The following is a 13,263-nucleotide window of genomic DNA, read 5'->3' on the forward strand; positions in this document are numbered from 1 at the left end:
TCGGCGAGCCTTCCCTGCCATGGGTTCACAACCCAAATGTATCTTGACGGTTGAGATACATTACGGTTGAAGGATCTTCGCCGTCCGTACCTGGGAGTGCCATGCTCAGCTCCACCCGGCTCGTGCGCTGGCTCGTGCCTGTCGTCCTGCTCATCGCCTGGCTCGGCGTGGGAGGGGCGTTGGGCCCGTACGCGGGCAAGCTCGGCGACGTCGCCACCAACGACCAGGCCGCCTTCCTCCCGCAGAACGCGGAATCCACCAAGGTCATCGAGACGCGGAAGGCGTTCCGGGAGGAGGAGACACTCCCCGCCATCGTCGTCTGGACAGCAGAGGACGATGGGCCCGTAAACGCAGAGCAGCGCGCCGCCGCCACCAAGGCCCTCACAGACCTCGATGGTGCGTCCGGCACCGCCGGACGCTCCTCCCCCGCCCTGCTCTCGAAGGACGGGCAAGCCCTCCAGGGCATCGTCCAGCTGAAGCCCGACCTCGGCGACGAGCTGCCTGTCGTACTCGACGAGGTAAGGGAGACAGCGTCCACCGTGCCTGGCACCACGGTGCAGGTTGCCGGGCCCGCGGCCAGCCAGGCCGACCTGTCCGACGCGTTCGCCGGGATCGACGGCCTGCTGCTCGGCGTCGCCCTCGTCACCGTGCTGATCATTCTGCTGCTCGTCTACCGCAGTGTGCTCCTGCCGCTGGTCATCATCATCAGCGCGGTCCTCGCGCTCGCCCTCTCGTGCGCAGTGGTCTACGCGCTCGCCGATCGCGATGTCGTCCGCGTCGACGGCCAGGTCCAAGGCATCCTCTCCATCCTCGTCATCGGAGCGGCCACGGACTACGCCCTGTTGCTCACGGCCCGCTTCCGCGAAGAACTCGCCCGCCGCGGTGACCGGATGACGTCCATGCGTGCCGCACTGCGGCGGTCGGCCGGGCCGATCGCCGCCAGTGCCGCCACCGTCGCCCTCGGCCTGATCGCGCTGCTCCTGAGCGATCTCACGAACAACCGCGCCCTCGGACCGGTCGGTGCCATAGGCATCGTCTGCGCCGTACTGAGCTCCCTGACCTTCCTCCCCGCCGTTCTCGTTCTCCTCGGCCGCACCGCCTACTGGCCCGCGCGCCCCAAGCCTGCGGACACGGACAGGAGGGGAATCTGGCAGAGGATCGCAGCACTCGTCGACAGAGCCCCGCGCAAAGTCTGGGCCGTCACGCTTGCCGGCCTGCTCGCCTGCGCCGCGTTCGCACCCACTCTGAATCCCAAGGGCGTCCCCCTCGACGAAATCTTCGTCAACGACGCGCCCTCCGTGGCCGCTCAGAGCACGCTGAGCAAGCACTTCCCCGGCGGGTCCGGCAACCCCGCCGTGATCATCACCGACGTCGACCGGCTGGGTGCGACCGTCCGGGCAGCGCAGCGGACCGAAGGCATCGCCTCCGTCGTACCGGTCACCGCGTCCGGACGCCCCGGCCAGGGAGAGCCGCTGATCGTGGACGGCAAGGTTCTCGTCAACGCGACGCTCGAAGCGGCAGCCGACAGCGACGCCGCAAAGAACACCGTGTCCCAGCTACGCGAAGCCGCGCACGCCGTACCCGGATCCGATGCGCTCGTCGGCGGTTACACCGCCCAGCAGTACGACACACAGGCGACATCCGAACGGGACCGGATGCTGATCGTGCCCGTCGTGCTCGCGATCATCCTGCTGATCCTCGTCGGCCTGTTGCGATCACTGCTCATGCCCGTGCTCCTGGTGGCAACCGTGGCGCTCAACTTCCTTGCCACACTGGGCGTTTCGGCGTTCGTCTTCCAAGGGCTATTCGGCTTCTCGGGAACCGACGCTTCCGTGCCGCTCTACGGCTTCGTCTTCCTCGTCGCACTCGGCGTGGACTACAACATCTTCCTGATGTCGCGGGTGCGCGAGGAGTCGCTCCGCCACGGCACCAGGGAGGGCGTACTACGCGGACTGACCGCCACGGGAGGAGTCATCACATCGGCAGGCGTCGTCCTTGCGGCCACATTCGCGGCCCTCGGCGTCATCCCGCTCGCCTTCCTCGTCCAGATCGCGTTCATCGTCGCCTTCGGCGTTCTGCTCGACACCCTCGTCGTCAGGTCCCTCCTGGTCCCCGCCCTGGTCCGGGACATCGGATCGACGGCATGGTGGCCGGGAGACCTCAGCCGACGCAAGGCCCGACCGGAGCCGTCTGTGCCAGCGGAAGCCACTGACTCCACGTCACAATGCTGATCGACCGCAGGCGCGCGCTGCGCCACAGGACGTGCGCTGCGTCGTCTGCGAGGTCGCGCTCTCTCCAAGTACCGCGAGCTACGGCTACCTTCGGGCGCACGCCGAGCAGCGGCACTCTGCGAATCGCCCCCTGAGGAACGCGAAGGGCCCCCGCGCTGCACGCGCGGGGGCCCGGTGACGGTGGCTCAGTCCTTGTCGGGCCGGCCGGGAGGGATCAGGCGCTCCGCCGAGCCGGTCAACCCGGTGTTGTACTCAGTACAGCTCCAACGGGCTCGTGTGGCAGCCGGTCGGTCAGCCGATCAGTTCGGCGAGGATCCACTCGGCGAGGCTCTCGGTCACCAGGCTGTGCTCGGAACTGGTGTCGTCGCAGTGGAAGGCGTCCAGCTCGCTGCGGCCGGCAGGGAGGTCGTTGAGGCGAGTGGTGAGGTCGACGTCCCAGGTGACGGGGTCGTACTTGAGGGCGACGGCGCTGACCGAGGGCACGAAGCAGCCGGAGCGGTGGCGCTCGTCGATCGTGGCGCCGAGCGCGTCGGCGAGCATGCCGTAGGAGGCGAGGGTGCCGCCGGGTGCGCCGTCGAGCGGGGGGATCTCGCTGGTTCGGCTCGTACGGTAGCCGAGGATCAGGGCCGACATCCGTACGACTTCCTGCTCCTGGCCGAAGGCCGGCTGGGTGCGCAGTACCGCGCGGGCGATACCCGGCGACCTCCAGTCGAAGACCAGCTCGTCGGGCAGCAGCGGGCCCGAGGTGCCGTCACCGGCGCCGTTGGCGACGCCGATCCTGCGCAGGCCCGGCTTGGACGGGAACCACCCGATGTCCTTCAGGTCCTGGAGGAACCGTCCACGCTTCTCGCTCCAGGTCGCGACGGCGCCGGAGTCCTTGGCGTTCGGCACCCAGGCCCACAGGAGCTGCTGGGCGGCGGCGCTCCTGATCAGCTCGGCCTGCTTCGGCTTGCCGGAGGGGTCGGGAACAGACTCGAAGAAGTACGCCAGCTGCTGCAGGGCGACCGGGATCCAAGCGCCGTTGTGCGGGGAGTCGTAGGAGAGATAGATGCGGCTCTCGTGGTCCTCGCCCTCGTTCTCCATCCAGGCCAGCGCGTACCGGGTGATGAGTCCGCCCATGCTGACGCCGCCCACGATCAGGGGGCTGCCGCCCTCCTGCCGGTCCGCGATGGCCTTGCGGATGGCGCTGACCGCGACGGCGGCGTTGGCCTGGATGTGGGTGTGGCGCTCCTTGAAGCCGAGCAGGATGACGTCCACGCCCGCGGCGAGCAGCTGGCTGAGCAGCCGCTTGCCGTCGGCGCCGTAGGGCGCGTCGAGGTGGGCGTAGAGATCGCCGAGTTCGCTCTCGCCGTAGTTGAACCCGTCTGCGAAGATCATCGGGTTGACCAGGCCCTCATGGGGCGTACCGTCGGGGGCGAGGCCGTAGTAGACAGCGGCGGTGCCGGTGGCCGTCTCACCCTCGTACGCGAACGCGCCGGTGAGCTGCCACACCGTATTCGGCTTGTTCACCTTGCGGGCCGTGTCCACCCGCAGTGCAGGCGTGAACAGCACTCCCTGCCGAAGTGGTTCCGGCGCGCTGCCCTGCTTCTTCCCGGCGCCCTCCGCGTCCGTCCACGGATCGGTGCTGACGTCGACCCTCGGTTCGCCACTGCGCATAGCCATGTACCGCTGCCTTCCCTCGTCTGCCGGATGAGTCACCGCAGGGACCGCCTTCGGCCAGGTGGTACCGCGACCCGGTGGCGGTACTGACCGCCCGGGTACGCCTGGCGCCCGCGCCGGCTCTGGTGTCGCACGACCGATGACTTGCGCGGTCCTGCCAACAGGGAAAGGTATGTGCACTGATCGGATCCGGGTGGCAACGACACCTGGCGCGCACACCGCGCCCAGGGGCACTGGCTCATCGGACCCCGCGCCCCCGTGCGCCTCCCCATGATCACCGGCTTGGCGTCAACCGCTGTTTCCCCGAGGCCGTAGGTGGTCCAGCTGCTGGCGGGCGAGGACCGGGCGGACGCAGGGGCCGTCCAAGGGGCGGGTGAAGTCGCCGGCGTGGCGCATGGCCACCCGTTTCAAGACTCCGTACCCAGTGGCGACATGGACGTCGGAGCACACGGGTCCTCCTGGGTTCCGGGCGGGCGCGATGGTGTGCAGGGTGGAGGCGGTCCCGGCACGACCCGGCGGCCGTGGGCCTGCCGGGGGGGCGCCGCTGGCGGAGGTTCGTGGGACGCAGCGGCGCCTCTGCCGGAGCAGGCACGGGGCGCGCGCAGACCTTTCGGCCGTGTGGCGACCGCGGCGAAGGTGCTGATGCCAGCCGTCGTCGGGCCCGCTCACCGGGCTGGCGCCCCGGAAGGTCATCCGCCCTGAAGCCAGATCCAGCCACATTGGGGACCAGTTCTCCCGCGAGTTGGAGCCGGTTGCCCGACCCTGGCTCATCAGCGGAATATGGTCGGCTCCCGTGGATGGCTCAGAGACATGATGGCGACGAGGGGCACCTGCAGGATCTGAACAGACCTCCCTGAAGTCGGAGTCGCCCTTGGAGCACACCACCAGGAGGAACCAGTGTCATACCCGCAACTGCTCACCCCCGGGGAGAAGCTCGCCGACGCGAAGAAGCTGTTGAGCCTCCCACTTATCGTCGTGATCTGCGGCTCCACCCGCTTCATGACCGAGATGAACGAGGCCGATCTACGGGAGACCAAAGCCGGAAGGATTGTCGTCAAACCGGGCTGTGACATGAAGTCGCCGCACGAACTTTGGTCCGATCCAGCCGAGGCCGAGGCGCTGAAGGTTCGACTCGACGATCTGCACCGAGCGAAGATCCGGCTCGCTGATGAGGTGCTCGTAGTCGGCGACTACATCGGAGACAGCACCCGAGCCGAAATCGCCTACGCCCGGTCGCTGGGCAAGCCCGTGCGGTTCACGCACCCCGAAGTCGACCCTGACGCCTGACCGCCCGCTGCCACTTCGACAACCAGGGCCGGCAACCCGCCGCCTGACCGTCCTGCCGTGGCTTCTGCCGCCGCCCCACCCCGCACCCTCCGCAGGCATCCCTGAGAATTGATCATCCAGGCCACCCTGGTGCCGTGACCGAGTCATCCGTTTCGCCCTTCCTGCTCCGCGAGATGCTGCCCGAACAGCACCGCCACCCACTACCTTCCGGTCTCGTGCTATCTGCTGTCAGTTCTCGGGTTCTGGCACGACTTCCGTGAAGCGGTCACGATTAGTGATCAGCGGGTGTTTCGAGTGCTTGGAGGATCTGTTGCACTTCCTCGCGCCACTGGTCGGCGTCGGCGCTGTCCACCCAGCCCGTTGCCATTTCTGATCCGTCCTGGAGAACCCAGTCCAATGCGAGTCTCGCCGACGCGCGAAGCGAGGCCGACAGTTCGGGCAGTGGTTCCCTGGGGCCGTCATCGGGGTCAATCACGATGGGGCTGTCCGGGAGGGTGCTGGCGACGAGAGCGCCGGCGGCAACGGCTTCGGCCCCGTCTCCGCCATCGATGCGCTCTCCCGAGTCGGTGACTCGCTGGAATGCCCGCTCCAGCATGTCGATGACCTGCTGGTGGGTGAGTCCCTCAAGTTCATCGACGAAGTCTGCGGCGATGTCGCTGTCGAACGGGCCGGTTCCCCACGTTCCCATGCATAGCTCCTGATACGGCTGTGTCGGACGAATGCATGGTTCCAGGAGCCACTGACATCGGTCACGGTGCGAGCAGGACCCGCTTGCGGAGCAGTGCGAAGCCGGCGCGTCCGAACATCTGGCGCTTGAGCAGCTTGATCCGGTTGACGTGTCCTTCGATGACGCCGGACTTCCAGGGCAGGGGCAGGCCGGCGATGACCGCGTCGCGGTCTCGGTCGATGCCGGCCGCGAGAGTGTGGAGGCTGGGAAGGTCGTCCTGGCGGACGGCATCGAGCCACTGCGGGAGACGTTCGCCCCGGCGCTCGGTGAGCATGTGAGCGAAGACTTGGACGTGACCGTTCAGGGCCTCGAGTTCAGGACGGTCTTGAGCCGGGGCTGCTCGATCTCGGTCAGCGTCTCGGGTCGGCTGAGGATCCATCTCGTCACCACGCGGGGTGCCGGCGGTTGCGCGGTGACCGGCCGTTGGCGAGCTCCGCTTCTCTCGCAGGTTGCCTCGTCAAAGTGCTCGTACTGCTCGATCTAATGGCAACGGGCGGACCCCGCTGACACGGATGTCCCGTGGCAGCGAACCTGAACTCATGCCATCCAAAGCTGATGCCTCCTGAGCTGTGCCAACGGAGAACAGTCGTACGGTAGACCCATGTTCGATCAGTTTGAGATCAAAGTGCTTCCCCCAGGCCCGCGATTTGCTGCACAGTTACGGTTTTGGGTCAACGGGGAGGACGTGGTGCACGGCGCCGTGAACAGTGTTGTCGGCGATGGTGGCCGGGGACCTTTTGCTGCGGACGCACTGCCTGCAGACCGCCCCAGCCCTCTGCGCGCTACGGACGAGGCCCGCCGCCTGTTCCTCGGGGAACCCGAATGCACGGCGGGCTGCTGCGGCAGCCTCAGCGCAGTCGTGCAACGAACTGGAGGCATTGTGCGCTGGACGGGCTGGCAGGCTCCGCGTGACGAGATCCCGCCGTGCGACTTTCACTTCGAGACCACCCAGTACGACGCCGAACTGGCTCGGGCCGAGGCTGACCGATCCTCGCGAATGGGCTGATGGAACCGCGCAAAACTGCGTGGAGCCCTGGACCATAGGTCGGATCCAGAGCTCCCGCCCACTTCGCCCGGCTCTGCCTAACGCCGAGGGCCCGTCGCGCGTCCCCGGTCCGGACCGCCGCGTGCAGCGCGGCCCTGCCGCGGGATGCCTGACCGTGAACCGGCGCGCCACGATGCCCGCGCCCTCCCTGGTCCGCGAGTCGGTACAAAGCGTGGGTCCGCGTCGGCTGAACTGCCTTATGCGGACAGCGATCGCCAGGGATACGCCGCCGGTAGCGCTGCCCTGGATCCATCCGCTACGCCGGGCCCGCCGGGCTTCGTCACCGAGGGCTCCACGCACAGGAGGTAATCCCTTCAACGACGCCCTGCCCAGGCCCTCCTGGCAGCAGGAGACCGCGCCCGACATGGTTGAGCCGTTCCATCATGGGGACCTCGGCCACTTGGTGCCGGCCGGCGTTCCGGTGCTCGCCCGCGGTCTTCAGCACCGGACGGTGCTGCCAGTATTTTCACTTCCGGCACATATGTGGCGGCTGTTAAGATCGCGCGATTCGCACGGACGTTCAACCGGTGCGTAGACGGCCGTCCCAAACGTTCGGTCCACAAATTCTCTACGTGCGGACTGTCATCGACGGCCCGTGCGTCGGTCAATTCTGACCGGGCATCAGGTCTCCCGGAGGGGTCTTTTGGCTCACCACGCCTTCTTTCGCACGAGTGTCGCAGTAGGCGCCTCCGTACTGCTCGCGGGTGGACTCATGCCGCTCGCCGGCACTCCGGCGGCTGCAACGCCGACTTCTGACATCGTCCTGCCCGCCGCCGACAGGTACCAGCCCCGCAACCCAGTGCTTGCCGGTCTCGGCGCCTCAGGGCTGCTCTCCCAGCCTGAGGGATCGGCCCACCTGCGCTGGACGGACTACGCGGATGGCGAGTCGCGGGACTTGCCCCAGTACGACGCGGCCCAGGGGCAGGTGCGACTCGCCCAGTCGGACACCGTGTACGAGATGACGCCCACCAAGCCGTACGTCGTCCGGTTCCACGACCTTGATTCGGGCGCTACCAAGGGCACGGTCACGGTTCCCGAAGAGCTGTCATGGGCAGGCAGTGCCGGTGAGACCGTGGTCGCTTACCTGGGCTCCTCTGCCGCTGTGCGTGAGGTACACCTGCTGAAGCCGACGACCGATGGCGGCACTAAGGATCTGACGGTGACCGGCTGGCCGCAGGGCGCCAAGCTGCTCGCGGTGAGCGAGCGAGACGCCAAGTCGCTGTTGATGCGCTACCGCATGCCCACCGATGATCCAAAGGTGTTCATGGATCAACTCGCGCTCGTCGATGTGGGCAACGGGTCCGTGGCAAAGATCTTCGACTCCTACAAGGCGGGCTCCGCGCAAATTCCCTTCCTGAGCCACGCCTACGTCGGATGGTGGTATCCGGGGGGCGGCGCGCGGTTGGTACGACGGGACGACCTGGGAGGTTCAGAGATCCGGCTCCCGGCACAACCTACCCAAGGGAAGGTCGAGTTCACGGTTGTCGGTGACCACGTGGTGGTGGAGGACTGGGGCACCCACGCTGTGCTCACGATGCCTATCGCGGGAGGCGAGTGGCGTCAGCTGTTCCCCACGATGGCCGGATGGATCGATGAGGCGCCGGATGGGTCAGCGGTGGTCCCGGCCGGTACCGGCCCGCAGGACTGGGGCATGCAACGCCTCACGCAGTCGCCCGAAGGGCAGATCGTCGCCCGGGAGATCATCGACCTGCCGCCGGTACCCGCTGCCATCGACGGTGTGTCACTGACCAACGGGACGCTGGCATACACGGACGAGACCGCGCCACCGACCTACGACGTCATGTTCAACACCCGCACGGTAACGGCCGGAGACAAGCCCCAGGTGGGGCCCGTGCGTCAAGCCGGCGGCTGGGTCAAGCCATGCAACGTCATCTACCGCTGTGCCCGGCTGTTCGGAGCGGGTGACGGTTCCGTCGTCTACTACTACGAAGGCGCTTCCCAGCTGTTCCGGCGAACACCCGCAGGTGAGGTCCAGACCGTTCTGCTGCCGGAGTCGACCGGTGAACTGGTGGCGGCGCACGGCCGGTACGCGGTGTTCCTCGGCGGGATCACGCGCAAGAAGCACCTTGTCGACTGGGCGCAGTCCAAGGTGGTATCCACCCATGCCGTCGCGGCCGCGACAGTGTGGGACGGACAGTTGTGGACCACCACCTCCACCGCAGGAGGTCTGTCCATGAGCCGTCTCGGTTCGGGCCTTCCCGCGGTCAGTGTCGACATCGGTACCGCCTGTTTCCCCAGTGAGCTGCAGGTCGTCGGCCGCTGGGTGTACTGGGCGTGTGAGGCTCAGCAGAAGGCGGGCGTATTTGACCGCTCCCACGGCCGCTCCGTGCCCGTGCCGGTCGGGCACGCACTGATGGCCAACGGCTTTCTGGTCCGGCACGACACCAGCCGAGGCCAGCTGGTCCGAACCGCGTTCGACTCCGGCCAAGCGGTCAGCACCGACCTCGCCCCGCTCCCCGCCACAGAGAATCTCTCACCGGACAGCCACGCCTCGGACCGCCGCATCAGGTGGACCGTGGACCCGTACGGGAACCGGGTGGCCTTCGTCGATCCCTCTGAGCGCATCCACCTCTTGTACGCAGGACCGACCGCGGCGCCGATACGGCGGGACCACGCCGGCCAGGACGGCATTGCGGACCTGCTGACCCTCAACTCGTCCGGCTCGCTGACCTTCCACCACGGTGACGGCGCCGGAAAGTTCGCCGGCAGCACATCCGGCTCCGGCTGGTCGACCTCGGTCCTCGCCGTGCCTTTCGGGGACCTCAACGGTGACCGCTGCAATGACGTTCTCGTACGCGTCGGCGGCGAGCTGCGCGCGTACAGGCCGGGCTGTGGCAAGACACTGACACCGACTGCTCCGTACACGTCCCTCGGCACCGCGTGGGCCCAGTTCAATGTGCTGACATCGCCCGGTGACCTGACGGGCGACGCCCGGCCAGACCTGGTGGCACGCCAGGCCTCGACCGGGGACATGTACCTGTACGCCGACAATGGTGCAGGTGGTCTGACAGCGCGAGGGCGGATCGGCACGAACTGGAAGCTGTACCGCGCGGTCTTCGGTGCCGGCGATCTGAACGGCGACGGTATCGGGGAGCTGCTCGCCGTGGACGGCACCAACTCTCTGTGGCGCTACAACGGAACGGCGGCGGGCACGGTGAAGCCGCGGGTTCTCGTCTTCGGCAACAACTGGGCCACGGGTCGTAATGCATTCGTCGGCGTCGGGGACATCACCGGTGACGGCAAGCCGGATCTCCTGTCGAGGAACGCGGCCGGTGATCTGCTCCGCAACGCCGGAACGGGAACCGGCTCCTTCCGCTCCACGATGAAGATCGCAACCGGCTGGCAGCCATACAAGGGAATGTTCTGAACCGCCGATCTATCGGTGTCGAGCGGGCCCGTCCGCCGAGGACGGGCCCGACCCGCGTCTCCGTCACCCAGTGCCGTGCGACAGCTGACCTGGCGGCCAAACCGACCGTGTTGCAGGCGAGCTCACACCGGCGTGGGCGTCCTCGCTTCACCTCAGCTCGCGCGGCTGGGATTCAGCTGATCAGGCCCGCTTCATCTCCGTGTGGTGCGATGCGGCTTATGGCCGGCCTGCGCCGATTCTGCTGTTGAGCGCGACTCGAAGCGGATGACGCTGTATCGGGCCACGGACGCGGCGGAACTATGGACCGCGTATCCATGCTCATCGCTGCGCACTGCCCGCACACCAGACACCGTTCTCAAAGAACTGCCTGGGTCTTTTCAGTCCCACCAGAAGGTCCAGTGGGCGCTACCCACCAGAGCTTCCTCCGCGTAGAGGCGGATGCTTTCGTACCCCTGCCAGATGTTGTCGGGGCAGAACGCGAAATGCTCTGCAGCGATCCTGAGAGCTTCGTTAAGCGTTTGCGGCGGGGCGGCTACGGACAGGTCCAGCCGTGCGTACGACAGAGCAACTACCCGGACTCCGAAGCGGTCCTCCCAGGAACGGAGAACGGCACACAGTCGCGCCACATCGTTCTCGTAGTTGACCGGCCCTGACCAGCCGATTGCCGCGGGGATGTCCGCAGTCCGGCCCACTGGGACCAATGCCAGCCGAGGACTCTTGAGCGAGTGTCCGACCAGACCCTTGGCCACGGCCGCAGCAGTCGTGGCCGGATCTGCTGCCCACCTCCCTGGCGACGCGAGCCCGGGCCAGCTGCCGGTTAACGGGGCTGTGGTCTCGCCCGCGTCCTCTTCGTCTTCGTTCTCCTCGGTTTCCGAAGCCGCGGACTCCCAAAAATCCTTGAGAACCTCCTCGGCAGGATGGTCGCCGGGGTCCGACATCATGCCGGGATCCAGCTCGCCGTCCCACCACTCCTCGCTGCCGGATTCGTCCTGGAGAAGTACCGGCTGCAGTCCCACATCCCGGGCCGGCAGGAACTCGGCCCACGTACCAGGTGCTGCGATCCCGTCGGCCACCCAGAGCAGCGGCTCAGGCCAAGGACCATCGTTGGTCTGGGTCACCAGTGAGCCTGGCGGCAGGCTGCGACCGAGTGATCCGCCCATGAGATCGGTCACCAATGCGATCAACGGCTTGGAATGTGTCGTCATGACGGTGAAGGTAGCGGCTTCCACTGACAGACCTCAGCTCGGTCAGCGAGGTCACCTGGTCTGGGACGTCGGCGTGAAACCGCTGAACGCCCGTCGGGGCACCGAGAACGGCTCCGGGCTCGGCACCCAATGCTGGCTCGTGGAGCGCGCGTTCGCCCACCTACACTGGTTCCGCCGCCTACGGATCCGCTGGGAGACACGCGACGACATCCACGAAGCTTCCTCACCCTCGGATGCGCATTCATCTGCCGGCGGCGACTGCGCTCCGTGTTGAGCGGCACCGTCGGCTAGTCACCCGCCGCCAGTCGCTTGAGAACTTCCATCGAGGTGAATCTCCAGCCGACGAGGCGCGGTCCGCTCCAGTTGATGCCGATCAAGTATCCCTCTAGGCCGGCTTCCGGCAGATCGCGATCGCGCCACACACCCAGGGACATGGATTCAACACGTAGACCATGCCCCCAGATCTGCGCCGCCCTCTGGGCCCGGGCTGAGGTCGACCAGTAGGGAAGACTTCGCGTGCCGTCCGCGGAGAGGGGAGCAGGGCTTCCATCGTCATCCCGAACAAACCAGACCACTCCGCTCTGACGGGCATCTAATGCTGCCGCTTGCGAACCGCTCTGACTCATGTCAACGAGCCTAGCGTGTGAACGATCGCGTAATTCCCCGGGGCTGAGTTCACGTAATTCCCCAGTCCCGGAGGGCGGTCGAGCGTCCTGTCGTGTCTGCGTTGTGGGTCGGTGTCGGCGATCTGGTTTTCAGCCCAGCCTGTCGCTGTCAGGTGTGGCTGCGGCTGGCCCTTACCGCCACACCCCAGGCGGCCGCGAATTCGAACTCCAGCTCCTGCATGTCATGGCGCCCGAATCCACCGCGCGAGGCGACGTCGCATCGTGACGCCGAAACCGTAGCCGTTCCTTCCCCATAGGCCTTGCCACGGTGTATCCCCTGGTGCTTCCGCCTTGATAGCGTTTGGTGAAGCTGGGCATGGTGGGCCAGGTGGGTGGTCAAGGGTGGGGGCCCGGGTGAAGAACATTCCTGCTTTTCGGTGGGTGGCAAGCCTCGGCCTGATACTCATCGGCTGCTCGGTGTGGCTGTATTGCAAGGCGCCGGATTCGCCCGAGCTGACGCAAGTCGACCTGACGGTTGTTCGCGAGCAGCCTGATGGGGCGTGCACGGTTCGGTGGACCGATTCCTTCCGAGATGCTGAGCGCGAGGGTCCATATCGGTGCAATGCTGACCGGGACCCGATTCTGAAAGCACCCGACCCGGTCACCGGCTTCGCCTGGGACACCGGCTTTATCGTCGCTGAAGGCTCCAACAAGGGCGACCTCTACTCACTCGGTCAGGATGATGACGTCGACGAGCAACTCGAGGCGTCCGACGACCTGCTGGTGGGCGGAGTGTTCCTGACCATCATCGGTGTTGTCGGCGGTAACATTCGCACGCTGGCCCGGATGACCGGTGTCAACCCAGCGATCGTCCGCCGGGCACGGCAACTGCGAGACGCCGCGGTGCTGGTGACCGTCGACCACCACTTGGCCGTGGAGGCCGTAAGGGAGGCGTGGACACAGACCCGGTCTCCGGAGGCCCCCGAAGTCCTCTCCGCTCTGCGGGTGCTGGTGGAGACCGGACCACAGGGACGCAAGGTGGTCGCGGCAGCTCGCGCGCTGACCGCCCGCCTGGACCCGCTGCTGGCCGACGCTGCCCCTGCCGCCGGCCGTATG

At 67.1% G+C, this 13,263-nt stretch carries 9 protein-coding genes and 1 pseudogene; 5 read left to right on the forward strand and 5 right to left on the reverse strand.

Going from position 1 to position 13,263, the window contains the following annotated elements:
• Positions 1 to 101 precede the first annotated feature (101 nt).
• Positions 102 to 2,231, forward strand: coding sequence for an MMPL family transporter (locus ACFWU3_RS26895; protein ID WP_384442677.1), 2,130 nt, complete (start codon positions 102 to 104; stop codon positions 2,229 to 2,231).
• Between the two features lie 291 nt (positions 2,232 to 2,522).
• On the opposite strand, the gene ACFWU3_RS26900 is transcribed toward ACFWU3_RS26895, so the two are convergent.
• Positions 2,523 to 3,893 carry a hypothetical protein gene (locus tag ACFWU3_RS26900; RefSeq protein ID WP_384442680.1) on the reverse strand — a complete coding sequence of 457 codons (1,371 nt, stop codon included), beginning with the start codon at positions 3,891 to 3,893 and terminating at the stop codon, positions 2,523 to 2,525.
• A gap of 894 nt (positions 3,894 to 4,787) precedes the next feature.
• Between ACFWU3_RS26900 and ACFWU3_RS26905 the strand changes: the two genes are divergently transcribed.
• A complete protein-coding gene (locus ACFWU3_RS26905; RefSeq protein ID WP_384442683.1) occupies positions 4,788 to 5,177 on the forward strand; it encodes a hypothetical protein in 390 nt (129 codons plus the stop codon).
• A 271-nt stretch (positions 5,178 to 5,448) separates the two neighbouring features.
• On the opposite strand, the gene ACFWU3_RS26910 is transcribed toward ACFWU3_RS26905, so the two are convergent.
• Both ACFWU3_RS26910 and ACFWU3_RS26915 read right to left on the reverse strand, forming a co-directional pair.
• Positions 5,449 to 5,865 (reverse strand): DUF4259 domain-containing protein, encoded by a 417-nt coding sequence (locus ACFWU3_RS26910; RefSeq protein ID WP_384442687.1) that lies wholly within the window; start codon positions 5,863 to 5,865, stop codon positions 5,449 to 5,451.
• A gap of 61 nt (positions 5,866 to 5,926) precedes the next feature.
• The gene (locus tag ACFWU3_RS26915; RefSeq protein WP_384442690.1) at positions 5,927 to 6,178 is read right to left on the reverse strand and encodes a transposase; all 252 of its coding nucleotides are present in this window, start codon (positions 6,176 to 6,178) and stop codon (positions 5,927 to 5,929) included.
• A gap of 327 nt (positions 6,179 to 6,505) precedes the next feature.
• Here ACFWU3_RS26915 and ACFWU3_RS26920 point away from each other — a divergent pair, with 327 nt between their 5' ends.
• The gene (locus ACFWU3_RS26920; RefSeq protein WP_384442693.1) at positions 6,506 to 6,910 is read left to right on the forward strand and encodes a hypothetical protein; all 405 of its coding nucleotides are present in this window, start codon (positions 6,506 to 6,508) and stop codon (positions 6,908 to 6,910) included.
• Positions 6,911 to 7,661: 751 nt separating this feature from the next.
• A complete protein-coding gene (locus ACFWU3_RS26925) occupies positions 7,662 to 10,337 on the forward strand; it encodes an FG-GAP repeat domain-containing protein (RefSeq protein ID WP_384442696.1) in 2,676 nt (891 codons plus the stop codon).
• Between the two features lie 377 nt (positions 10,338 to 10,714).
• On the opposite strand, the gene ACFWU3_RS26930 is transcribed toward ACFWU3_RS26925, so the two are convergent.
• Both ACFWU3_RS26930 and ACFWU3_RS26935 read right to left on the reverse strand, forming a co-directional pair.
• A complete protein-coding gene (locus ACFWU3_RS26930; protein WP_384442699.1) occupies positions 10,715 to 11,542 on the reverse strand; it encodes a DUF4253 domain-containing protein in 828 nt (275 codons plus the stop codon).
• A 287-nt stretch (positions 11,543 to 11,829) separates the two neighbouring features.
• The gene (locus tag ACFWU3_RS26935; protein WP_384442702.1) at positions 11,830 to 12,168 is read right to left on the reverse strand and encodes a DUF2750 domain-containing protein; all 339 of its coding nucleotides are present in this window, start codon (positions 12,166 to 12,168) and stop codon (positions 11,830 to 11,832) included.
• A 393-nt stretch (positions 12,169 to 12,561) separates the two neighbouring features.
• On the opposite strand from ACFWU3_RS26935, the pseudogene ACFWU3_RS26940 reads away from it, so the two are divergent.
• A pseudogene (locus ACFWU3_RS26940) lies at positions 12,562 to 13,263 on the forward strand (hypothetical protein); the annotation flags it as partial.

The sequence above is a fragment of the Streptomyces sp. NPDC058685 genome (assembly GCF_042714725.1).
Lineage (GTDB): Bacteria > Actinomycetota > Actinomycetes > Streptomycetales > Streptomycetaceae > Streptomyces.